This window comes from Gordonia sp. NPDC062954 (assembly GCF_044543825.1).
In the GTDB taxonomy this organism is placed as follows: Bacteria; Actinomycetota; Actinomycetes; order Mycobacteriales; family Mycobacteriaceae; genus Gordonia; species Gordonia tangerina.
This window is the reverse complement of the sequence record NZ_JBITWL010000009.1, coordinates 128,137-150,603: the sequence shown is the minus strand read 5'-3', so window position 1 is coordinate 150,603 and position 22,467 is coordinate 128,137. Positions and strand designations below refer to the sequence as shown.

General features: G+C 66.9%; 19 protein-coding genes. 14 read left to right on the top strand and 5 right to left on the bottom strand.

Going from position 1 to position 22,467, the window contains the following annotated elements; all coding sequences use genetic code 11:
- Position 1 precedes the first annotated feature (1 nt).
- The 4 genes from ACIGKQ_RS11495 to ACIGKQ_RS11480 are packed head-to-tail and all read left to right on the top strand — an operon-like array spanning position 2 to position 2,941.
- Entirely contained in the window at positions 2-196 is a 195-nt protein-coding gene (locus ACIGKQ_RS11495; RefSeq protein WP_235723527.1) for a ferredoxin, read from the top strand.
- Between the two features lie 15 nt (positions 197-211).
- Positions 212-754 carry a nuclear transport factor 2 family protein gene (locus ACIGKQ_RS11490; protein ID WP_396573678.1) on the top strand — a complete coding sequence of 181 codons (543 nt, stop codon included), beginning with the start codon at positions 212-214 and terminating at the stop codon, positions 752-754.
- 8 nt (positions 755-762) lie between these two features.
- Complete coding sequence (locus tag ACIGKQ_RS11485; RefSeq protein ID WP_235723529.1) at positions 763-2,031, top strand: hypothetical protein; 1,269 nt, start codon at positions 763-765, stop codon at positions 2,029-2,031.
- 13 nt (positions 2,032-2,044) lie between these two features.
- Positions 2,045-2,941 (top strand): SDR family NAD(P)-dependent oxidoreductase, encoded by an 897-nt coding sequence (locus tag ACIGKQ_RS11480; RefSeq protein ID WP_235723598.1) that lies wholly within the window; start codon positions 2,045-2,047, stop codon positions 2,939-2,941.
- A gap of 15 nt (positions 2,942-2,956) precedes the next feature.
- Here the strand turns inward: ACIGKQ_RS11480 and ACIGKQ_RS11475 are convergent, their stop codons facing one another.
- From ACIGKQ_RS11475 to ACIGKQ_RS11455, 5 genes are all read right to left on the bottom strand, one after another.
- Positions 2,957-3,967 carry an NAD-dependent epimerase/dehydratase family protein gene (locus tag ACIGKQ_RS11475; RefSeq protein ID WP_235723530.1) on the bottom strand — a complete coding sequence of 337 codons (1,011 nt, stop codon included), beginning with the start codon at positions 3,965-3,967 and terminating at the stop codon, positions 2,957-2,959.
- Positions 3,964-5,049 carry an ecdysteroid 22-kinase family protein gene (locus tag ACIGKQ_RS11470; protein ID WP_235723531.1) on the bottom strand — a complete coding sequence of 362 codons (1,086 nt, stop codon included), beginning with the start codon at positions 5,047-5,049 and terminating at the stop codon, positions 3,964-3,966. Before ACIGKQ_RS11470 ends, ACIGKQ_RS11475 begins: the two co-directional genes overlap by 4 nt.
- Positions 5,046-6,176, bottom strand: a complete 1,131-nt coding sequence (locus ACIGKQ_RS11465; protein WP_235723532.1) for a TIGR03857 family LLM class F420-dependent oxidoreductase — start codon at positions 6,174-6,176, stop codon at positions 5,046-5,048. The genes ACIGKQ_RS11470 and ACIGKQ_RS11465 overlap by 4 nt, the downstream gene beginning before the upstream one ends.
- Before the next feature lie 8 nt (positions 6,177-6,184).
- Positions 6,185-7,777, bottom strand: coding sequence for a fatty-acid--CoA ligase FadD1 (fadD1, locus tag ACIGKQ_RS11460; protein ID WP_235723533.1), 1,593 nt, complete (start codon positions 7,775-7,777; stop codon positions 6,185-6,187).
- A 78-nt stretch (positions 7,778-7,855) separates the two neighbouring features.
- Complete coding sequence (locus tag ACIGKQ_RS11455) at positions 7,856-8,347, bottom strand: hypothetical protein (protein WP_235723534.1); 492 nt, start codon at positions 8,345-8,347, stop codon at positions 7,856-7,858.
- A 163-nt stretch (positions 8,348-8,510) separates the two neighbouring features.
- On the opposite strand from ACIGKQ_RS11455, the gene ACIGKQ_RS11450 reads away from it, so the two are divergent.
- The 10 genes from ACIGKQ_RS11450 (at position 8,511) to ACIGKQ_RS11405 (ending at position 22,411) form a co-directional block, all read left to right on the top strand.
- On the top strand, positions 8,511-9,431 hold the full coding sequence (locus ACIGKQ_RS11450; protein WP_235723535.1) for a hotdog domain-containing protein: 921 nt from the start codon (positions 8,511-8,513) through the stop codon (positions 9,429-9,431).
- Between the two features lie 99 nt (positions 9,432-9,530).
- A complete protein-coding gene (locus tag ACIGKQ_RS11445) occupies positions 9,531-10,331 on the top strand; it encodes a TIGR03084 family metal-binding protein (protein ID WP_235723536.1) in 801 nt (266 codons plus the stop codon).
- A gap of 4 nt (positions 10,332-10,335) precedes the next feature.
- Positions 10,336-12,090 (top strand): acyclic terpene utilization AtuA family protein, encoded by a 1,755-nt coding sequence (locus ACIGKQ_RS11440; protein WP_396573673.1) that lies wholly within the window; start codon positions 10,336-10,338, stop codon positions 12,088-12,090.
- Positions 12,087-13,247 (top strand): acyl-CoA dehydrogenase family protein, encoded by a 1,161-nt coding sequence (locus ACIGKQ_RS11435; RefSeq protein ID WP_235723538.1) that lies wholly within the window; start codon positions 12,087-12,089, stop codon positions 13,245-13,247. The genes ACIGKQ_RS11440 and ACIGKQ_RS11435 overlap by 4 nt, the downstream gene beginning before the upstream one ends.
- On the top strand, positions 13,244-14,842 hold the full coding sequence (locus tag ACIGKQ_RS11430; protein WP_235723539.1) for an acyl-CoA carboxylase subunit beta: 1,599 nt from the start codon (positions 13,244-13,246) through the stop codon (positions 14,840-14,842). Before ACIGKQ_RS11435 ends, ACIGKQ_RS11430 begins: the two co-directional genes overlap by 4 nt.
- Before the next feature lie 7 nt (positions 14,843-14,849).
- Positions 14,850-16,883, top strand: coding sequence for a biotin carboxylase N-terminal domain-containing protein (locus tag ACIGKQ_RS11425; protein ID WP_266061629.1), 2,034 nt, complete (start codon positions 14,850-14,852; stop codon positions 16,881-16,883).
- On the top strand, positions 16,880-18,067 hold the full coding sequence (locus ACIGKQ_RS11420) for an acyl-CoA dehydrogenase family protein (protein ID WP_235723541.1): 1,188 nt from the start codon (positions 16,880-16,882) through the stop codon (positions 18,065-18,067). The genes ACIGKQ_RS11425 and ACIGKQ_RS11420 overlap by 4 nt, the downstream gene beginning before the upstream one ends.
- 41 nt (positions 18,068-18,108) lie before the next feature.
- Positions 18,109-18,918 carry an enoyl-CoA hydratase family protein gene (locus ACIGKQ_RS11415; RefSeq protein ID WP_396573670.1) on the top strand — a complete coding sequence of 270 codons (810 nt, stop codon included), beginning with the start codon at positions 18,109-18,111 and terminating at the stop codon, positions 18,916-18,918.
- Positions 18,915-19,547 (top strand): TetR/AcrR family transcriptional regulator, encoded by a 633-nt coding sequence (locus tag ACIGKQ_RS11410; protein WP_235723543.1) that lies wholly within the window; start codon positions 18,915-18,917, stop codon positions 19,545-19,547. The genes ACIGKQ_RS11415 and ACIGKQ_RS11410 overlap by 4 nt, the downstream gene beginning before the upstream one ends.
- Positions 19,548-20,401: 854 nt before the next feature.
- On the top strand, positions 20,402-22,411 hold the full coding sequence (locus tag ACIGKQ_RS11405; protein ID WP_396573667.1) for an HNH endonuclease signature motif containing protein: 2,010 nt from the start codon (positions 20,402-20,404) through the stop codon (positions 22,409-22,411).
- The last annotated feature ends 56 nt before the right edge of the window (positions 22,412-22,467 follow it).

Here is a 22,467-nt window from a genome sequence, read left to right as displayed (position 1 = left end):
GATGCGTGTCGAAGTGGATCTGGATCTGTGCCAGGGGCACGGCATGTGCGAGATGGAGGCGCCTGAGGTCTTCCGAGCGCACTCCGACCACGTCGAGATCCTCGACAAGGAGCCAGACGAGAGCCGCCGAGCCGAGGTCGAGGCCGCGGTCATGTATTGCCCGACACAAGCCCTCAAGATTGTGGACGACGAGTGAGTGGAGAGACGCGACATGCCTTTTGATCGTGCCGAACTGGAAGAGATGAAACAGCGTTGGCTGGACGCCAACGTCGAGGCGGAGAAGGCCGGCGACTGGAAACCGCTGGCGGAGTTCTACACCGAAGACGCCACCTACGGGTGGAATTACGGCCCCGACAAAGATTTCATGGCCGTCGGACGCGACGAGATCCGCGACATCGCACTCGGCCAGGAGATGGAGGGCCTCGAAGGTTGGGAGTATCCGTATCAGGCGTGGGTGATCGACGATCAGACCGGCGACATGATCGGTTTCTGGAAGCAGGTGTATCAGGGCACCCGCGAGGACGGCACCAACTACGCCCTCGAGGGTATTCAGGGCAGCTGGTTCAAGTACGCCGGTAACTTCCAGTTCTCCTGGCAGCGCGACTTCTTCGACTACGGGAACGTGTCGGCGCTGTTCATCGAGATGCTGAAGAACAACGCGATGAGTGACGGCATGCTCAAGCGGATCGAGAAGGCCACCGGCGATCAGCCGGGCTGGTATCCGTTCGGCAAGGCGCCCGTCGAGTTCTGGTGAGCACTGAGATGACTACCTTAGCCCCGGCCTACCAAGGTCTGAGTCAGTCGCAACTCGCCGTCTTGGTGCCCGAACTCCTGCTCTCCGGGCAGTTGATCGACCGCAGTGGTATGGCACACCTGATCAGCGCCTTCGGGCGAGAAGTGATGGGGCAGGTCGCCATCGAGGAGTGGATGGCCGCCAGCCCCGTCTACACCCAGCGTATGCGCACCGCTCTCGGCATCGACGGCGACGGCGTCGAGGACATGTTCAAATGTCTGCAACTCGACATCGGTGCGCCACCACAGTTCATGGACTTTCGCTATGAGGTGACCGACAAGTACCACGGTTCCTTCTTCCTGCAGCACTGCGGCGCGTTGATGGACGTGGAACCGATGGGCGACGACTACGTCACCACGATGTGCCACGACATCGAGGACCCGACTTTCGACGCCACTGCCATCGCCACGAACCGTCGGGCGCGCATCCGTCCGATCCACCGGCCGCCGCGACGGCCGGAAGGTCGTACACCGCATTGTGAGTGGACAGTGACGATCGAGGACGACCGCGACGAACTGCCGTTGCCGTCCGATGCGCAGGAGATGTTCGGCACCCGAGCCGGGACGGTGACGCTCACCCCCATCGACGCGTCGGCGACAGACGGACTGGTCGACTACCGGGGACCGCTGCTCGCCGACCTCCAGTTCCGGGAGTGGTCACACACCGCGCTCGCCCGGATCGCCGAGGAGATCGCACTGCAGCACCAGCTGTTGTCGCTCGGCTTCCTCTGGTCGGTTCGTCGGCACGCGACCGATGAGGCCCAGGTGCGCGAAATCTACCGCAAACAGCTGACCGGCATCGCGGGATTGTCGGCCGACCGTCTGCGGCGGGCGCTGACGCTGGGCGCCGACGCGTCGGCCCTGGCGACGGTGATCAACCTGCATCCGGTTCTCGGTCCGCTCGCCTACACCGGGGTGGCTGCCGAGGTGCGGGGGGACGACGTCATCGTTGTGGTGCCCACCGAGTCGGATGCGGCCGTCGACGGCGGCTGGATCGCGCTTCTCGATGCCGACCACGTCGAACCGCTGCAGGCGATCGCGACCGCGGTGGACGCATACTGGGCGGTGTCGTCGGCAACCGCTGCCGACGGAGTCACCGAGTTCGTGATGAGCAGAGGAGATGCCGCGCACCAGGAGTCAGGGGAGGTGGCGATCGCGCGATTCAGTTCGGGCGCCGACTTCGAGTTCACCGACCGTGGGCGATCGATTCCGATCACGCCGGTGGGTAGCGGTGTTTGATGACCCCGAGTCGGTGACCGCCCCCTGGCCGGGGGCGGGGGACCTGAGTCTCTCGGGTCGCGTTGCCGCGGTGGCCGGCGCGACCCGGGGGATCGGTCTGTCGGTGGCATACGCGCTCGCCGGACGAGGTGTGTCGGTGGTGATCAACGGTCGAGATCCGGTTGCCGTCGATGAGACCGTCACCGAGATCCGTGGCGGTGGTGGCTATGCGGTGGGCGTTGTCGGGTCGGCCGGTGACGACGGTGTGGCCCAGAAGATGGTCGATGCGGCGCTCTCGGAGTTCGGGGCGCTCGACATCGCCATCAACTGTGCCGGGATCGCCGAACCGCCGGGATCGACGATCCTGTCGATCAGCGCCGAGGAGTTCCGTGACCAGCTCGACGCACATCTGATGAGTGCATTTCATCTGATGCAGGCCGCCGGCCGGGTCTTCGCCGAACAGCAGACCGGGTCGATCGTCCTGACCGGGTCCGCGGCCTCGCTCGGGATGTTCGGGGGCAGTGGCTACCCGGCGGCCAAGGGCGGGGTCAACGCCCTTGCGCTGGCCGCTGGTGCCGACCTCGCCGACCGTGGCGTCCGGGTGAACGTGGTGATGCCCGGTGCGAAGTCGCGGTTGTCGAGCGGTGACGACTACGTGTCGCATATCGAGAGCCTGCATCGGCGAGGGATACTCGACGAGGTGACCCGGGACGCGGCGCTCGACCCTGCCCCGCCCGAGTACGTCGCCGCGCTCTACGTGTTCCTCGCCAGCGGCGCCGCACGACACGTCACCGGTCAAATATTCACCGCAGCAGGCGGTTTCATCGGGCGCTATGAGCCCCAGCAGGCGTCGTTCGTCGCCTACCGCGACCACAAGGACAGCGCCCCCTACACGCTGAGCGAACTCGCGGAGTTGCTGGGCACGAACTGATGTGAGGGGTGGGCGTCACGAAGGGCCGGCACCTGCAGCCGTTCGCCGCGCCGCGAGGTCGAGCCAGAACCGCGCCCCCGCACGCACGGCATCGGCCACCGGTGCCGGCTCCCAACCGAGTTCGCGCACCGCCTTGCGGTGATCCATCTGCGACATCTGGTGCATCAGCCGTACGGTCTGCACGCTGAGCTTGGGTGTGGCACCGGTCAGTCGGCTGCGCAAGGAGCCCACCGCACCGATCGCATACATCGTCGGTTTGTGCAACACCAGACGGGGTTCTCGACGACCGGCGATGCCGGCTGCGATGGACACGACCTCGTCGAGGTCGATCTGCGACTCGGCGATGATGTAGCGTTCGCCGACGCGGCCCTTGTCGGCGGCGAGACGGAGCGCGGCGGCGGCATCGTCGACACCCACCGATTCGGTGCGCATCCCGCGAACGGTGAAGGGCAGTTTGCCCAGCGCGGCGCCCGCGACGAACGACCCGTGCGGGGTGGGCAGGTAGTCGCCAGGGCCGTAGGTGTTGGCCACGCACAGCGCGACGACCGGCACCCGGCCGTCGCGTCCGTAACCCAGGGCGACGTCCTCGCCGGCGACCCGGGACCGGATGTAATCGTTCGCCTCGTGGTGCCAGTTGAACTCGTCGGTCTCGTCGACGATGGCGTCCGGACGGCGTCCGATCGTCGCGATGCTGCTGGTGAACACGAATTTTCGCAGGTCGGCACGGGCGGCGACGTCAAGCACCGAACGCACCCCGTCAACATTGGTTCGATCCAACACCGAGCCATCGGTGAGCCAGGCGCGCGCGTCTACCGCGCAGTGGTACACCACCTCGCAGCCCGACATCGCCGACGCCAGCGCGTCGCTGTCGAACAGGTCGCCGACCACCCGCTCCACATCGAGATCGTCGATGGCCCGGGTGTTGCTGGTCGCGCGCACCAGAACCCGCACGTGTTCGCCGGATTCGACCAACTGCCGCGTCACCCGGGAGCCGAGGAAACCGGTCGCCCCGATCACCAGTTTCACCCCGACGATCCGCTCGCATGATCGGCGACGGCTGCGGCACCCCGCGACAACATGGTCGCGAACATGCGATCACCACGCTCGGTGGGCTGCGCCGCGCCCGCGCCGAACACCACCAGCAGCAGCGTGTGCAGCAGGCCGTCGACGTAATCGTTCCAGCACTGCGCTGCCGAGTAGTCGGCGATCCCGCGTGTGCACAGTGCATCGTGGTAGGCGCTCACGATGGCTCGTTCATGAGCGCGCCGGTCCGTGACCGACAGACTCGTAGAGACCAGAAATGCGATGTCACGCAAGGGGGGACCGGCGGCAATGGTCTGCCAGTCGACCACCGTGGCCGTTCCGTCCGGATCGAACAGGATGTTGTCGAGCCGCAGGTCGGAGTGGATGATCGTGTACGGCTGGTCGGATGCGACGAGCCAGTCGTGTGCGTGCGCCACGAGATGGTCGAGGGCTGCAGAGTCCGGCCCCGTCGGCGCGAACCGCTCGCGGAAGGTGTCCGCCATCGGGACGAGGAACTCCTGCATCATGTCCGCGTCCTCGGCGGTGGGCAAGTTCAGGCCGGCTTCGGTGAGCAGCGTTTCATCGCACCACCGGGGTGCGTGCAGGCCGGCGGCGGCAACGGCAACCGCGGTGACGGCCTGCGGATCGGCGCCGGCGATCTGATCACCCTGCTCCGCCGGGGCCATGTCCTCGAGGAGCAGCACGAACTCGCTTCCCGCATCGGAGATCACCGCCGCGTATGCGCGTGGAGTGGGGACGTCGACTGTCGGGGCGATGTCGGCGTAGAAGGCAACTTCGTTGCGGAATGCGCCCACTGCGAACGTGCGTTGGTCGAGTGGGCCGGTGGCGATCTTGGCGACCATGGTTGTCGGGAGCGTCGCGTCGTTGATCGCGTAGGTGAGCGACAACCGGAACGAACTGGCCATCTGACCGGAACCGACCGGAGATGCCGACACCGAAGCCACCGTCGCCACGTGACCGGCCGAACGCAGCACACCGGTGAGGAAGTCGGCGGTGACCGCGTCGACATCGGTGGGGATCAACCCCGGTTTCGAGGGCGATGGACTCACCCCGCTCCCGGTCATCGAGTGTCACCGATCGAGACGCGCGCGTAGGCCGCGGAGAGTCCGGGATTGACCGGGAGATCAGGCAGTTCCGGTCGGATGGACCGATACGCGGCGAGGACGTCGAGGAGTTCGGACGGGGCCGCCCCGTGCAGGATGACGGAGTCGACACCGAGGTCGAATTGGTGGGCAATAGTGGCGGCGCACTGTGCCGCGCTGCCGGTCGCCGAGTCGGCCACCCACGCTTGCGGTATGGCCGCATGGAGTTGCCGGATCTCGTCGTCGGTCGCGGTGGCGTCAATCGGACCGCGCGCGCCGACGAACGCGTCCGTCGCTCTCAGGTGTTCGAGATCTGCCGCGGCCCAGTCATTGGCCTTCATGAGGACATCGGGGTAGCCCTGCAGGTACGTGGCCAGTCGTCCGTAGAGGCGACGGAGTCGTTCGGCGTCACCGAGTCCGTCGGGGATGGTGGCCAGGACCGACCAGATGCGTACCGACGCCGGGTCCCGTCCGGCGCGTTCGGCGGCGGTGCGCACGATCTCTACGGCTCTACGCGTCGCCTCGTCGGAAAAGAAGGTGTGCAGCACCACGCCGTCGGCGATGCGACCGGCGAGTTCGAGTGTCCGGCGGGACATGGTGATCAGCATGACCGGTACCGGTGTCACCGAGACGCCGAGATTCAGCAGCGGAAAGCTCCCGATCGGGCCGTCGTGTCCGACGATCATCTCGCCGCGCCACAAGATGCGGAGAACTTCGGCGACATCGGCGAGTTGCGCCCCGGTGACCGGCGGCACATCGAGGATCTGCCACTGCGCGTCGATCCCGCGGCCGAGGCCCAGGGCGAACCGGTTGCCGCTGAGTTCGGCGAGAGTTGCCCCCATCGTCGCGGTGATGATCGGGTGACGGGTGTTGTGATTGGTTGCCGCGGTGGCGACCCCGATACGCGTGGTCGCAGCCGCGATGGCCCCGCAGAGGACGGCGGCGTCCTTGACGTTGAACCGTTCGGAGACGAATGCGGTCCCGAAACCGGCTCGATCCGCCAGGGCGGCCTCGTCTACCAGCTCACCCGGGTTGACGGGGTGCCGGGAGAGTGCGTAGTAGCCGATCTCCGGAAGCGGCTTGCGCGGGTCGGAGGGGTCGACGGGCATTCGCACGCTCACACGGCCGCCGAGGTGGTCACCACCCGGTAGTCCCTGGACCGCGCATCCCGCACCCACAACGTTCCGCCGGTCGAGGTCGGTCCGTCCTTCTTGAGCTCCCGCTTGAGGATCTTGTTCGTCGCAGTGGTGGGCAGGTCATCCTCGATACGGACGAACCGCGGCCACGCCTTGGGGGACAGGTCCGGTTGTGCGGCAAGCTGTTCGGCGAACGACTCGGGTGTCAACTTCGCGTCGTCCTGCAACACGACCGCCGCCATCACCGCGTCACCGACATGCTCGTCCGGGACCGCGTACACGGCCACCCGGTTGAGTTCGGGAATGCGCAGCAGATTGCGTTCGATCGGTCCGGCGGCCAGGTTCTCGCCATCGACCCGCATCCAGTCGCCGGTCCGCCCGGCGAGGTAGATCCAGTCGTCGGCGTCCTTGTAGGCGAGGTCGCCGGACCAGTACATCCCGTGACGGATTCGTTCGCTGGTGGCGTCGGCGTCGTTGTAGTAGCCCATGAACATGCCGGCGCCCTCGATGTTGACCAGCTCGCCGATGGCGTCCTCCGCGTTGGTCAGTGCGCCGTTCTCGTCGAACTCGGCACGCGGACACTCGGTGAGCGTGTCCGAGTTGTACACGGCCACATTGGGAAAACCCTTGCCGATGGAACCCTCCGGTGTGCCCGGTTCGCGGGTGATGATGATGGCGAGTTCGGTGGAGCCGAAGCCGTCCCACACCGTGCATGCGAAACGGCGGGAGAACTCGTTGATGTCGCGGTCGGTGGCCTCGTTGCCGAACGCCACGCGCAGAGGGTTGTCGGCGTCGTCGGACCGCTCCTCGGTGGCGAGGATGTAGGCCAGTGGTTTCCCGACGTAGTTCATGTAGGTGGCCCGGTATCGCCGGATGTCGTCGAGGAAGGTCGACGCGGAGAACTTCGCCGGTGCGATCGCCGCCCCGCCACACAGCGCCACGCAGTAGCCGCCCATCAGGGCCGCGGAGTGGAACAGTGGCATCGACAGGTAGCAGACATCCCCTGGTCCCACATCGTACTTGTCGGCCAGGACCGGTCCGGCGAACGGAATCATCATGTGCGCGAACTGAACCGGTTTGGGGTTACCACTGGTTCCGGAGGTGAAGATCAGCATGAACGTGTCCATTGCGGTCGGCTCGCTCAGCGGGACCAGCTCGCCGGCATCGGCCAGCAGCGTGGCCCACTCCGGCGACGATGTGTCGAGCACACGAACCCCGGACAGATTCAGACCGGCGAGCAGCGGGCGATGCTCGGCATCGGTGATGAGGATCTGGCAGTCGGCGCGGACGATGTCGGCCGCCAGACCTTCGCCGCGGCGGGTGTTGTTGAGACCGACGGTGACGTAGCCGCCGAGTGCTCCCGCGGCCAGCGCGATCAGCATGTCCGGTGTGTTGCCGAGTAGGACACCGACATGCGGCGGCCGTGACCGGTCGGTCAGCGTCAAGACCGCGGCTGCGGCACGTTCGGCAGCCGCGATGTACTCCCGCCACGACCATTGCATGTCGTTGTAGGTGATCGCCAGGTTGTCGTCGTCGGTGCGCTCGCGGAGGAGCTGCGTCACGGTCTCGGCCACGTCCTCACTGTAGAACGTGTTCTCATTCCTTGTGAACAGATTCCGAGAAATGTCTACTCGGACGTTCCGCGGAGCCGATCAGCGGATGAACCAGCCGGTGCCGGGGCTGATCGTGAAGGCCTGCTCGGCCCGTCCGATGATGGTGGTGGTGAACGATATCCGGCCGATGCCAGTGGATACGACCGCGCCCGACGAGGGCTTGCCGGCAGCGCAGACCGGGAAGGTGACGTCGTCGGTGCGGTTCGTGTTCACGTTGCGCCAGGTGATGGCCACCCGTGCGGTGGCCAGGCTGTCGGCACATGCCTCGGCGAACGGCCGCAGCGCCAACCGGGTGCGCTCACCGTCGGCTGCCACCGCGGTGAGATCGGCGGCAAAACCTCCCGAGATCCCGTTGTCGTCGACAGTGATGCCGACATTCGGGGCCTGGTCGACACGCAACGGGGTCGGTGCGGCATCGGCAACGCCCGCGCCGACGCTCAGGGTGAGCCCGGCGGCAGCTGCTGCGGCGATCAGGGTGGACTGGCGCGCGGTGGTACCGCGGGAGACGAGTCGGGACGCGATCACGGTCATTGCTTTCCCTTCGAGGTGGGCCCGCATGGTCGCCGGCGTTGCCTCCCAGGGTCGCCGACGCCCACGGCCGCCGGGGCGCGCCCGTGGTGATCTGTTATGCATCCGAGATGCGTGACGCCGACCACTGCGATGCGAGTGCTTGGATTGGTCCATGGTTGCCGACATGAACTGGACAGACCGCGAGCCGCCGACCGATCCGATGAGTGCCTTCGGTATCGGCAACGTGGCCATGGTCGAGGGCGGCCGGGTGGCCGCCGACCAGCAGCTCGGACCGCTGTTCGCCGATCACCGCGGCCGCATCGACCTGGCGGCCCTGGCGGTGCTGTTCGATCACCTGGGGGGCCTGCCGTTCTTCCGGTCCGGCCCCAACGGGTCCCCGTGCGTACAGGCGCGGCTGGCGATGTCGATGCAGGGGCGCGTCGGCGTGGATGACCGGGTCACCGGGACCGCCGAGCTGATGATGCACGACGACGGCTTCGGTTCGACCCGGGTCGATCTGGTCACCTCGACCGGACGGCTGTGCTGTACCGGAACCGCGCGCAACGTGGCGGTGGGGCGATCCTTCGACGCGCATCCCGCCGAGCCCCGCGGCGCCGAACCCACACCCAGCGGTGCCTACACCCATGGCGTCGAACTGCCGCCGGCCATCGAGCCGTCCCTGACCGGGCGGGAGATCGTCGAGCAGATCGCGAACGGGATACGCCCGGCCGGGCCGATCGCCGACCTTCTCAACGGTCGGGTCGAACTCGTCGACTACGACCGCGCCGCCGGTGTGCGTTTCCTGATCACCACCGAGCCCTGGATGGGCAACATCTTCGGCACCATGCATGGGGGAGTGATCGCTGCGATCGCGGCGCAGGCATGCTCGTTCGCCGGTCAGGCCAACGCCGCCGCCGGCGCGGACTACCAGCTCGGCGACCTCGCCATCGGGTTCCTCAGGTCGCCGGCAGTGCACGGCGGCGAGCTCGCCGTCGACGTGCGGCCGGTGAAGGCGGGTCGTCGGATCGCGTCCTTCGAGGCGATCATGCGGTCGGCCGACAGCACGGTGCTGAGCACCGCGGCCGCTGACGTCATCTATCGCTGAGTTCTGCGGGCCGGGTTTCGACGCCGGACGTGCGATGGCGGCGGTAAAAAACAATCAAGCATGATTGCTTTTTCTGGCGGCATGTGTGACGCTGGTCGCATGTCGTTGGTGGACACTCTCGTCGCCGATCTGAGCGATGAATCCCGAGAACTCGATGACCTGGTGGCCGACCTTGACGATGCCACCTGGTCCCGGCCGACTCCGGCTCCCGGATGGACGATTGCACATCAGATCGCCCACCTGAGCTGGACCGACGGGATGGCGTTGCTCGCCGCTACCGACCCCGACGGGTTCGCGGTCGCGCTCACCGAGGCGGCGCCGAACGCGGAGCGTTACGTCGACGAGGCCGCCGAGCGTGGTGCGGCCGCAGCCCCCGCGCGAATCCTCCACGACTGGCGGACCGCGCGTAGCGCGCTCGCGGATGCCCTGCGCGCTGTGCCCGACGGTGTGAAGATCCCGTGGTTCGGACCGCCGATGTCGGCGGCGTCGATGGCCACCGCGCGACTGATGGAGACCTGGGCGCACGGGCTCGACGTCGCCGACGCGCTGGGGGTGGCGCGGACCCCCACCGACCGCATCAAGGGTGTCGTGCACATCGGGGTCCGTACCCGCGACTTCGCCTACACGGTCAACGGGCTGACCCCGCCGGAGGCTGCGTTCCGCTACGAGCTCACCGCGCCATCGGGGCAGTTGTGGACGTGGGGACCCGAGGACGCCCCCGACATCGTGCGGGGTCCGGCCGTCGATTTCTGCGGCGTGGTCACCCAGCGGCGTGCAGCGGCCGACTCGGATCTGACCGTCGACGGCGACGAGGCGCGCCGATGGGTTCGGATCGCCCAGGCCTTCGCCGGGCCGCCCGGAGCGGGCCGCGAACCCGCCGGCACCGCGACGAAGGACTGACGAGATGGCCTCCACCGCACCGCGCAGTATTCGCATCGGCAACGCGTCGGGCTTCTACGGCGACCGCTTCGCCGCTGTCCGCGAGATGCTCGACGGCGGCGAGCTGGACTACCTGACCGGCGACTACCTCGCCGAACTGACCATGCTCATCCTCGGCCGCGACCGGATGAAGGACCCGAAAGCCGGTTACGCCAAGACCTTTCTGCGTCAGATGGAAGACAGTCTCGGTTTGGCCGTCGACAAGGGCGTCCGGATCGTCGTCAACGCCGGCGGACTCAACCCGCACGGGTTGACCGTGGCGTTGCGCGAACTCGCCGACAGCGTGGGCATCGATGCGGGGATCGCGTTCGTCGACGGTGACGACCTCACCGAGCGTGCTGCCGAGCTCGGCCTCGGCACGCCGCTGACCGCCAACGCCTACCTGGGCGCGTTCGGCATCAAGATGGCTCTCGACGCCGGTGCCGACGTGGTGGTGACCGGCCGGGTCACCGACGCCTCGTTGACCGTGGGGCCGGCCGCCAGTGAATTCGGTTGGGAACCAGATGACCTGGATGCACTGGCCGGTGCGGTGGTGGCCGGCCATGTGATCGAGTGCGGTGCGCAGGCGACGGGCGGCAACTACTCGTTCTTCACCGAGTTGCCGCGGATGGGGCATCTCGGATTCCCCATCGCCGAGATCGCCGCGGACGGCTCGTCGGTGATCACCAAACACCCCGACACCGGCGGTGCGGTCACCGTCGGAACGGTCACCGCGCAACTGCTTTACGAGGTCACCGGACCGCGCTACCTGGGGCCCGACGTGACCACCCGACTCGACAGCATCACGCTGACGCAGGCCGGCGAGGATCGGGTGTCGATCAGCGGTGTGCGCGGCGAGGCGCCACCGGCGACCACGAAGGTGTCGCTCAACCATCTGGCCGGTGTGCGCAACGAAATCACCCTCATCCTGACCGGCCTCGACATCGAGGCCAAGGCCGAACTGTTCATGGCGCAGTTCGCCGATGCGCTGCCGACGCAGCCGGCCGAGATGGCGTGGGAACTGTCCCGGCTCGACCGGCCCGACGCCACCACCGAGGAGCAGGCGAGTGCGCTGTTGCGTTGTGTGGTCCGCGATCCCGATGCGAAGAAAGTCGGCCGGGCGTTCTCGGCGACCGCCGTGGAGTTGGCCCTGGCGAGCTATCCCGGCTTCACCATGACCGGTCCGCCGGGTAACGGCTCGCCGTACGGGGTGTTCGAACCCGGGTACGTCGACGCCGCCGAGGTGGAGCATCGGGTGGCCCTGCCCAATGGGGTGGTGGAGCGGATCGATCCGAGCTCGCTGCGCACCGAGGTGCCCGCCGACCCCGACGAGCCGTCGCCATCCGGTGCCCACGACTGGGGACCGACATCGTCGATACCGTTGGGCACGGTGGCGGGCGCGCGTAGCGGCGACAAGGGCGGCAGCGCGAACATCGGTGTGTGGGTGCGTGATCCGGCGCACTTCGAGTGGCTCGACCACACCCTCGACGTTGCGCTGCTCAAAGAGTTGCTGCCCGAGGTCGCCGACCTCGTCGTGCACCGGTACCGGCTGCCCAATCTCCATGCGGTCAACTTCGTGATCGAAGGGGTCCTCGGACGCGGCGTCGCCGAGAACGTGCGCTTCGATCCGCAGGCCAAGGGGATGGGGGAGTGGCTGCGGTCGCGTCCGGTACCGATCCCCGTCGCCTTCACCGCGGCACCAACTGACAGCGCATCCCCCGACAGCGAGGAGAACAGGTGACCATCACCAGTCCGGTCTGGGACAGCCCGGAGCGCGCCGAACTCCGTTCGACCGTCCGCGGATTCGTCGAACGGCACGTTCGGCCGCATCAGGACGACTGGGAGCGTGACGGGCTGTTGCCGCGTGACCTGCATCGTGAGGCCGCGAAGCTCGGCCTGTTCGGACTTGGCATCGACGAGGAGGTGGGAGGCTCCGGCGGTGACCTGGTCGATGCCTCGGTGCTGGGTGAGGAGTTCCACTACGCCGGGGCGGCGGCTGGCGTGTTCGCTTCGCTTTTCACACACGGCATCGCTCTGCCCCACTTGATCGCCGCCGGTGATCCCGACCAGATCGATCGCTGGGTGCGACCCACGTTGGCCGGGGAGAAGATCGGCAGCCTCGCCATCACCGAACCCGATGGCGGCAGCGACGTGGGCCATTTGCGGACCACCGCGGTGCGCGATGGCGACCACTTCGTGGTGAACGGCGCCAAGACCTACATCACCTCGGCGGTGCGCGCTGACTTCGTGACCACCGCCGTGCGGACCGGCGGGCCGGGGGCGTCCGGCGTGTCGCTGCTGGTGCTCGAGAAGGACACGCCGGGGTTCACCGTCACCCGCCGACTGGACAAGATGGGCTGGCGCAGCTCCGACACCGCGGAACTGGCCTTCGTCGATGCGCGGGTCCCGGTGTCGAATCTGGTGGGTCCGGAGAACTCCGGATTCGCGCAGATCGCCGCCGGGTTCGTCGCGGAGCGGGCGGGTCTTGCGGTGCAGGCCTACGCCAGCGCGCAACGGTGCCTGGACCTCACTCTGGACTGGGCCCGGGACCGGCAGACGTTCGGTAAACCACTCATCGCCCGGCAATCGGTGCAGGACACCGTCACCGAGATGGCGCGCCGCATCGACGTGGCCCGGACCTACACCCGGGCCGTGGTGGAGCGCAAGGTCGCCTCTGGCGACGATCTCATCGCCGAGGTCTGCTTCGCCAAGAACACCGCGGTGCAAACCGGTGAATGGGTGGCCAACAAGGCGGTGCAGTTGTTCGGGGGACTGGGTTACATGACCGGCACCGAGGTCGAACGGCAATACCGGGACATGCGCATCCTCGGCATCGGCGGCGGCACCACGGAGATCCTCACCGGCCTCGCCGCAAAACGATTGGGGTATCAGCAGTGACCACACTTCGATCCACCATTGATCCCGCTGCCGAGGACTTCCGCTCCGCCGAGCAGTCGATGAACCAGAAGCTGACCGAACTGCAGGCGGAGTTCGACAAGGCTCTCGCCGGCGGAGGTGGGAAGTACGTCGAGCGGCACCGCAAGCGCGGCAAGATGATTCCGCGTGAGCGGATCGAGCTGCTGATCGACGAGGATTCCGCTTTCCTCGAACTGTGCCCGCTGGCCGGATATGGTTCCGACTTCCAGGTCGGCGCCTCGGTCGTCACCGGCATCGGCGTCGTCGAAGGTGTCGAATGCATGATCGTCGCCAACGACCCCACCGTGCGTGGCGGCACGTCCAACCCGTGGACACTGCGCAAGATTCTGCGCTGCAACGACATCGCGCTGGCCAACCGACTGCCGGTGATCTCGCTGGTCGAATCCGGCGGGGCGGACCTGCCCACGCAGAAAGAGGTGTTCATCCCGGGTGGTCGGATGTTCCGAGACCTCACCCGGCTGTCCGCAGCGGGTATCCCCACCATCGCGCTGGTCTTCGGCAACTCGACCGCCGGTGGTGCATACGTTCCGGGGATGAGCGATCACGTGGTGATGATCGAGAATGCGTCCAAGGTGTTCCTCGGTGGTCCACCGCTGGTCAAGATGGCCACCGGTGAGGACAGCGACGACGAATCCCTCGGCGGCGCACAGATGCACGCGCGTCAGTCCGGGCTCGCCGACCATTACGCGGCCGACGAACAGGACGCGATCCGCATCGGCCGTCGCATTGTGTCCCGGTTGAACTGGCGCAAGCAGGGACCCGGACCGGTGGCCGAGGTCGTCGAGCCGCACCACGACCCGTCCGAACTACTCGGCATCGTGCCGGCGGACCTGAAGATCCCGTTCAACCCGCGCGACGTGATCGCCCGCATCGTCGACGACAGCGACTTCGACGAGTTCAAACCCGAATACGGTAGCTCGCTGTGCACGGGGTGGGCCCGCCTGCACGGGTACCCGATCGGCATCCTCGCCAACGCGCAGGGCGTGCTGTTCAGTCAAGAGGCGCAGAAGGCCACCCAGTTCATCCAGCACGCCAACCGCAGCAACACGCCGCTGTTGTTCCTGCACAACACCACCGGCTACATGGTCGGCAAGGAGTACGAGCAGGGCGGCATCATCAAACACGGTTCGATGATGATCAATGCCGTCTCCAACTCGACGGTGCCGCACATCTCGGTGCTGATGGGCGCCAGCTACGGTGCGGGGCATTACGGCATGTGCGGTCGCGCCTACGATCCGCGTTTCCTGTTCGCCTGGCCCAGTGCCAAATCCGCGGTGATGGGGGCAGCGCAGCTAGCGGGTGTGATCTCGATCGTGTCGCGGGCGGCGACCGAGGCGCGCGGCGGAACAGTCGACGAGGCTGCCGATGCCGGGATGCGGCAGATGATCGAAGCCCAGATCGAGGCGGAATCGGTGCCTGCGTTCTTGTCCGGGATGCTCTACGACGACGGGGTGATCGACCCGCGCGACACCCGGACGGTGCTGGGGTTGTGTCTGTCGGCGATCCACAGTGCCCCGGTGGAGGGCACATCCAACTTCGGCGTCTTCCGGATGTGAGGAAAACATGACAGATTCCGCACCACAGATCACGTCGGTCCTGGTGGCCAATCGTGGCGAGATCGCCTGCCGCGTGTTCACCACTGCACGGGCGATGGGGATGCGCACCGTCGCGGTGTTCTCCGACCCGGACGAACATGCGCCGCACACACGGCTGGCCGACGCGGCCGTTCGGCTACCGGGGACGACGTCGGCCCAGACGTATCTGCAGGGTGAGGCGATCATCGCCGCGGCCCGCTCAGCCGGCGCCGACGCTATCCACCCCGGATACGGCTTTCTCTCGGAGAACACCGAATTCGCGCAGAAGGTGATCGATGCCGGACTGACGTGGGTCGGCCCGTCGCCCGCCGCGATCTCGGCGATGGGTTCCAAGGTCAACGCCAAGAAGTTGATGGTCGACGCCGGGGTGCCCGTGCTCGGCGACCTCGACCCCGCCGCAGTGAGCGCCGACGATTTGCCGCTGTTGATCAAGGCGTCGGCCGGCGGCGGTGGTCGTGGCATGCGGATCGTGCGGACGCTCGACGAACTCGCGGATGCGGTCGCGGCCGCCGCGCGGGAAGCAGAGTCCGCGTTCGGTGACCCGACCGTGTTCTGCGAACCTTACATCGAGCGCGGTCACCACATCGAGGTCCAGATCCTGGCCGACACACATGGTGCCGTGTGGGCGGTCGGCGAGCGTGAGTGTTCCATCCAGCGCCGCCACCAGAAGGTGGTGGAGGAAGCCCCGGCACCGTTGGTGGAGCGGATCGGTGGTGACCTGCGCGCCCGACTGTTCGACGCCGCGCGGTCGGCGGCGTCGGCCATCGACTACACGGGTGCCGGTACGGTCGAGTTCCTCGCCGACGAGTCGGGCCGGTTCTTCTTTCTGGAGACCAACACCCGGCTACAGGTGGAGCATCCGGTGACCGAGCTGACCACCGGAACCGACCTGGTGGAGTGGCAGTTACGGGTTGCGATGGGGGAGCGTCTCGACGGTGCGGAACCGGTCGCGACCGGCCACGCGATCGAGGTGCGGCTGTATGCCGAGGATCCGGCCGCGGACTGGCAACCACAGTCGGGCACCGTGCACGCCATCCGGATCGACGCGGACACCGAGTTCGGCCCGTTGAGCCGCCCGGGCATTCGGGTCGATGCGGGCATCGTCGACGGCAGTGAGGTCTCCACGTTCTACGACCCCATGCTCGCCAAGGTGATCGCTTGGGCACCGAATCGTCGGCGTGCGGCAGCGATGCTGGCGCGCGCACTGGCCGACGCCACCATTCACGGACCGATCACCAATCGGGACATGCTCGTCAACACCCTGCGCTCCGAGCAGTTCCTCGCCGGTGACACCGACACGGGATTCATCGACGAGATCGGACTCGACGTGTTGTCGGCGTTGCCGGCCTCCGAAGGCGACATCTGTGTCGCCGCGACCGTCGCGGCTCTGGCGGATTCGGCGGCGGCGCGCCGCGATGCCGTGGTGCAGCGTGGATTGCCCTCCGGCTGGCGCAATCTCGCGTCGGGGCCGCGGGTGCGACGGTTCACCGATGTGCGCAGTGGCGGCGAGATCGACGTGCGGTATCGACACGGGCGTACCGGCGTGACACTGCCAGACCTGCCCGACACGACGGTGATCGCGGTGGCTCCCGGGTCGGTGACGTTGGAGGTCGACGGGGTGCGCCGGGAGTGGACGGTGTCGGGCTACGACGATCTGCTCTTTGTCGACCGGCCCGGAATGTCGGTGACGTTGCGGCGGGTTCCTCGGTTCGTCGATCCGTCCGCGATCGCGCGGCCCGGTTCGCTGCTGGCGCCTATGCCGGGCGCGGTGATCCGGGTGGCCGTCGCGGAGGGTGATCGGGTGAGCGCGGGACAGCCGCTGTTGTGGCTGGAGGCGATGAAGATGGAACACACCATCGCGGCGCCCGCCGACGGGGTGGTCACCTCGCTGTCGGTGGAGCCGGGCAGGCAGCTGTCGGTGGGTGACGTGCTCGCGGTGATCACCGACGACGAGAACGACCGGACAGACGTAGCAGCAGAACAGAAGGAGAAGGTCGGATGACCGAGACGCTCAACGACACCGCGCCCAACCCGTTCGTGGAGACCCCGGAACGCGCTGCGTTGCGCGCGTCGGTGGCGGCGTTCGCCGCGAAGTACGGCCAAGAGTACTTCCGGGAGTGCGCGCGGGAAGGTCGTAAGACCGACGAGATGTGGCTGGAAGCAGGCAAACTCGGCTTCATCGGCGTCAATCTCCCCGAGGAGTACGGCGGTGGGGGCGCTGGCATGTACGAGCTGTCCATCGTGATGGAGGAGATCGCGGCTGCCGGTGCCGGACTGCTGATGCTGGTGGTGTCGCCGGCCATCTGCGGCAACATCATCGCCCGTTTCGGCACCGACGAGCAGAAGGACCGGTGGATTCCGGGACTGGCCGACGGCACCATCACCATGGCGTTCGGCATCACCGAACCCGATGCCGGGTCGAACTCGCATCAGATCACCACAACCGCTCGGCGCGACGGCGACGAGTGGTTGCTGACCGGACGCAAGGTCTACATCTCCGGTGTCGATCAGGCCGATGCGGTGCTGATCGTGGCGCGCACCGAGGACGCGAAGACCGGCAAGCTCAAGCCGGCGTTGTTCATCGTGCCGACCGATGCGCCGAACTTCGAGTACACGATGATCGACATGGAACTGCAGAACCCGGAGAAGCAGTTCCAGCTCTTCCTCGACGACGTACGGCTGCCGGCCGACGCGCTGGTCGGGTCGGAGGACGCTGCGTTGAGCCAGCTGTTCGCTGGGTTGAATCCGGAGCGCATCATGGCGGCAGCGTCAGCGGTGGGTATGGGTCGGTTCGCGCTGGACAAAGCCGTCGCGTACGTGAACGACCGCACCGTGTGGAAGACGCCCATCGGTGCGCACCAGGCGATCGCCCATCCGCTGGCGGAAGGCAAGGTGCAGATCGAGATGGCCAAGCTGATGATGCAGAAGGCCGCGACTTTGTACGACGCGGGTGACGACTGGGGGGCAGCCGAACCCGCCAACATGGCCAAGTATGCCGCGGCCGAGGCGTGCGTGAAGATCGTCGACCATGCCGTGCATTCGATGGGCGGTAACGGACTGACCACCGAGTACGGTCTGGCGCCGCTGTTGAGTCTCGCCCGGATCGCTCGCATCGCTCCGGTCAGTCGTGAGATGATCCTGAACTTCGTCGCGCAGACGAGCCTCGGGTTGCCGAAGTCGTACTGAGCGCGACGGCACGGTGCGTAATGGCAGAACAGGAAGCTGACATGATCGACGGAACCCCAGAGGTCGTCCATACGAGGATCGTCGAGGGGATTGCGACGCTCGAGCTGGATTCGCCGGCGAACCGCAACGCGCTCGGAGCGGTGCTCGTCGACCAGTTGTCGACTGCGTTGCAGTCGGCTGCCGACGATCCGGGCGTGCGGGCCGTGGTTCTCACCCACACCGGTAGAACATTCTGTGCCGGCGCCGATCTCAGCGCGGCGCTGAAGTCCGGTATGTCGGTGGAGGACGCGTCGGCACACGGTACTCGATCGATGATCGATTTGATGCGTGCGATCCTGACAATGCCGAAACCGGTCATCGCCCGTATCGACGGTCATGTGCGGGCCGGGGGACTCGGTCTGATCGGCGCCGCCGACATGGTGCTGGCCGGACCGTCGTGCACCTTCGCGCTCACCGAGGCGCGGCTCGGGTTGGCGCCGTCGGTGATCTCGCTGGTTCTGCTGCCGAAGCTCACCGCGCGCGCCGCCGGGCGGTTCTTTCTGTCCGGTGAGACCTTCGGGCCCGAGGAGTCGGTCCGTATCGGGCTGGTGACCGAAGCCTTCGCCACCATCGACGACCTCGGGTCCGGCATGGACGCGGTGCTCGCGAACCTCCGGCGATCATCCCCGCAGGGGCTCGCGGCGTCGAAGGCGCTGACGACCGCAGAGGTGCTGGCGCGGTTCGAGACCGAAGCCGATGCGAGGGCCGTGGAGTCGGCGGAGCTCTTCGGATCCGAGGAGGCTCGGGCTGGGATGACCGCATTCCTGTCCAAACGACGCCCGCCGTGGGACCTCACCGCGGATCAGCGATGACGACCAGCGGTGCCCGCGCGCCGGTGCCGCGCGAACCCCGGCAGGAGCGGTCGCGACTGACCCGTGAACGGCTGGTGCAGTCGACGATGGACGCTCTCGCCCATGACGGGTGGGCGGCGGCCACGGTTGCGGCGGTCGCCGAGCGCGCCGGGGTGTCGCGCGGTGCGGCGCAGCATCATTTCCCCACTCGCGAGGCGCTGATCACTGCGGTCCTGGAGCAGGTATTTGAGGAAATGACCTCGACCGCTTCCGGGGTTCTCGCATCCCTGCCCGACGACGAGGAGGACCGCGTGGCCGCCGCGGTCGACCGAGCGGTCGCCATCTATACAGGAACCGAATTCAAAGCGGCGCTGCAGGTGTGGGCGGCCGCTGCTTCCGATCCGGCGTTGCGTCAGCTCATCCTGCCGATGGAGGCGAAGTTCGCCCGCGCCGCTCACCAGATGACCGTGGCGGCGATCGATCCCGACAACCGCTACCCCGATTCACATCGAATTGCGCAGGTCACCCTCGACCTCGCCCGCGGTCTCGGCCTGGCCGACACCTTGTCCGACGATTCGCGCCGTCGCGCCCAGGTGGTCGCGACATGGACCGAAATGGTCACAGCGGTGATTCAGGTGCGGTCCCGCTGAGGGATTGAAGCGTCCCCTGCTCGCTGAGGGCGACCGAGCTTGCGAGGCCGTCCCCGGGTCCCCCGCGTCCCTGTGCCCTGAAGAGCGTCCGAGCTTGCGAGGCCGCGTTACGAAGGGTCCACCCACGCAACGACACTCACGCACGAAATGTTGTCGGACCCTGCCGATATCCTGAACCCAACAGCTCACCGAGCAAGTCCATCCACAGCCCACCCCGCAACGCCGATAAGTTGTCAGACCCACCCGATAGTCTGATGGCAGTTACGATTCCCCACTAACGCTTCCCGACCACTAGAGATCGGAGAGGAAGCCTCGGCCATAAATCACGAAGAGCGCAGCGACGAACAAGCGAAGCCCCCTGACCACTGAGGAGCGTCCGAGCATGCGAGGCCGCGTCACGAAGGGTCCACCCACGCAAGCATACTCACGCACACGAAGTTGTCGGACCCCACCGCTATCCTGAACCCAACACCTCGCCGATCGAGTCCATCCACATCCCACCCGCAGCACCCCGAAGTTGTCGGACCCTCCCGATAATCTGATACCAGTCCGACTCCACGCTAACGACTCCCACCCATCAGAGAACCGAGAAAGACGCCGCACCCTTGATCGCTGAGTAGCGTCCGAGCTTGCGAGGCCGCGCCACGAAGGGTCCACCCACGCAACCACACTCACGCACGAAGTTGTCACACCCCACCGCTATCCTGAACCCAACACCTCGCCGAACAAGTCCATCCACAGCCCACTTGCAGCGCACCAAAGTTGTCAGACCCGCCCGATAGTCTGATAGCAGTTCGATTCCCCACCAACCCATCCCGACCTCAGAGACCGTCTTCGCCGGAAAGGAGCGTTTCGTGTTCACCTTCACCGACCGTGCCGCCGACGACGCCCTGCTGGCCAGCAGCAGTCTCGACGAATTGGCGCAGCATGGTCGCGACCTGTTGCGGTTGAGTAATCAAGCCCAGGCCATCGCGATGCAGATCGCCCGTCAGATCGGGCGATCCACCTACAACGAGCGTCTCGCCGGGTACAACGATTTCGTTCCGAACCGAGTCCGCAACGCCGCGGACAAGGCCGCGAAAGGCGAAATCTCGCTGCAGTTGGGTATTTCTCGACGTCAAGCCGGTGAATGGGTCGGTCTCGACGAACTACTCGACGAGCACCCCAAGATCCGTGACGCCTTCCGTGCCGGCGATTTGAGACCTCACCGGCTGGGTGTGGCCATCCGCGGCGCCGCCACCGGCCCCACCGGCGACCTGCGAGCACGACTCGGCGAACTCGCCGACAACGCCGAAACCACCGACGAACCCGATACCGACGCCGACAGCAAGGATGTCGAGGAGGAACTCACCCTCGACCTCGACGACCCCGAATCTGACCTCGACGCCGGCACCGATGGTGAGCGCACCGACGGCGACGGCTCCGACGGCGACGGCACTGATGATGGCGGCTCCGATGATGCTGCGTCCGAGACCGACGCTGCCGCCACCGACGATCCCGCCGCCGACGATGCCGACGAAGATGAGCCGTGGGATTTCGATGATGTGGTGCTCGACCTGGCCAGCCGACCCACCACCGACACCGCCCTGCGAGATGATCTCGACGCCATCATCATCAGCCTCGACCCCGATCGAGCGGCCCAGACGCGCGATGACATCGCCGACCTGTTTGGGGATGTGACGATCGGTAACGAAGCGTTCGGTCACATGACCGTCGATGCCTGCATCCCCGCCGAACACGGCGTACACCTGCGCGACCGCATCAGCGCCTTAATCAGCCGACGGGTGTGTCGTCGTGATGGGCGCAGCATCAAAGCCCAACGCGTCGCCGCGTTCGCCGAGATCATCAAGGCTCCCGGCGCGAAGCTGCGCTGCCACTGCGGCGACGACACCTGCCCCGCCCGCCAGACCCGCACCAACAATCCAACACCCGCGAGAACACCCACCCCGAGTGCCGGTGACAGCAGTATCCATGACTGGTCGGTTGACAGCACCACGGCCGACACCGCTCCATCCGTCGAGACCACCGTCGAACCCGTGGTGGGTGGGCCTGACGCGGCAGAAGAACAGCCGATCACCCTCGCCGACCTCGACGACGACACTGCCGTCGACAGCGACAGCGACTCGAACATCGACGACAACGGCGAGAGTAGCCAATCCGGCACCGGAACCAATGCCGTTGACATCACTCAGGATGCCGCGCCCTCCCCGGAACCTCGACGAGACTTCATCGCCGCACCACCTGCCGAGCACGACGCCGCCGTGGCCGATGCTCACACCGACTCCGACACCGACTCCGACACCGATTCCGATTCCGATTCCGACCTTGTCCTCCCCGGCCTGACCCTGCTCCACGACCCCACCGGTCTCGACCCGACCCGCCTGATGGGTTACGGCGCCATCGACCCCGCCCACGCCGCGCGGATCGCACCACACGCCACCACCGTCACCGCCCGCCCCAGTGAAACCCGCACCGCCAGCGGGTTGATCATCTTCGGCAACCGCACACCGGCCCCACCCATCGACCCCACCGGCCACGGCGGTTTCGCCACCCCACCACCCGGGGCACTGACCTACAAGCCGTCAGCCGCGTTGCGGGCCGAGATCATCCAACTCGACCGGCGCTGCCGTTATCCCTACTGCGGCAGACCGTCCGAGGAGTGCGAACTCGACCACCTGCTCAAGTTCTGCCATGCCGACCCGTTGGCCGGCGGCTGGACCGTGGCCTTCAATCTCGCACCCCTGTGCCGCCCCGACCACGACCGCAAACATGACGGGCCGTGGATACCGACCATGCACACCGACCGCACCATCACCTGGCGCAACGCCCGCACCGGTCAGATCATCGTCACCTACCCGCGCTGACCGCTGCGTTGTCACTGCATCCGGATCGGCGGAAGCGAATCAGTCGCCCCTCGAGG

Excerpts from the sequence above, each read along its gene's own strand:
- ACIGKQ_RS11495 (WP_235723527.1), top strand. The coding sequence starts at position 2 with ATGCGTGTCGAAGTGGATCTGGATCTGTGCCAGGGGCACGGCATGTGC.
- ACIGKQ_RS11490 (WP_396573678.1), top strand. The coding sequence starts at position 212 with ATGCCTTTTGATCGTGCCGAACTGGAAGAGATGAAACAGCGTTGGCTG.
- ACIGKQ_RS11485 (WP_235723529.1), top strand. The coding sequence starts at position 763 with ATGACTACCTTAGCCCCGGCCTACCAAGGTCTGAGTCAGTCGCAACTC.
- ACIGKQ_RS11470 (WP_235723531.1), bottom strand. The coding sequence starts at position 5,049 with ATGACCGGGAGCGGGGTGAGTCCATCGCCCTCGAAACCGGGGTTGATC.
- ACIGKQ_RS11465 (WP_235723532.1), bottom strand. The coding sequence starts at position 6,176 with ATGCCCGTCGACCCCTCCGACCCGCGCAAGCCGCTTCCGGAGATCGGC.
- ACIGKQ_RS11455 (WP_235723534.1), bottom strand. The coding sequence starts at position 8,347 with ATGACCGTGATCGCGTCCCGACTCGTCTCCCGCGGTACCACCGCGCGC.
- ACIGKQ_RS11450 (WP_235723535.1), top strand. The coding sequence starts at position 8,511 with ATGAACTGGACAGACCGCGAGCCGCCGACCGATCCGATGAGTGCCTTC.
- ACIGKQ_RS11445 (WP_235723536.1), top strand. The coding sequence starts at position 9,531 with ATGTCGTTGGTGGACACTCTCGTCGCCGATCTGAGCGATGAATCCCGA.
- ACIGKQ_RS11440 (WP_396573673.1), top strand. The coding sequence starts at position 10,336 with ATGGCCTCCACCGCACCGCGCAGTATTCGCATCGGCAACGCGTCGGGC.
- ACIGKQ_RS11425 (WP_266061629.1), top strand. The coding sequence starts at position 14,850 with ATGACAGATTCCGCACCACAGATCACGTCGGTCCTGGTGGCCAATCGT.
- ACIGKQ_RS11420 (WP_235723541.1), top strand. The coding sequence starts at position 16,880 with ATGACCGAGACGCTCAACGACACCGCGCCCAACCCGTTCGTGGAGACC.
- ACIGKQ_RS11415 (WP_396573670.1), top strand. The coding sequence starts at position 18,109 with ATGATCGACGGAACCCCAGAGGTCGTCCATACGAGGATCGTCGAGGGG.
- ACIGKQ_RS11410 (WP_235723543.1), top strand. The coding sequence starts at position 18,915 with ATGACGACCAGCGGTGCCCGCGCGCCGGTGCCGCGCGAACCCCGGCAG.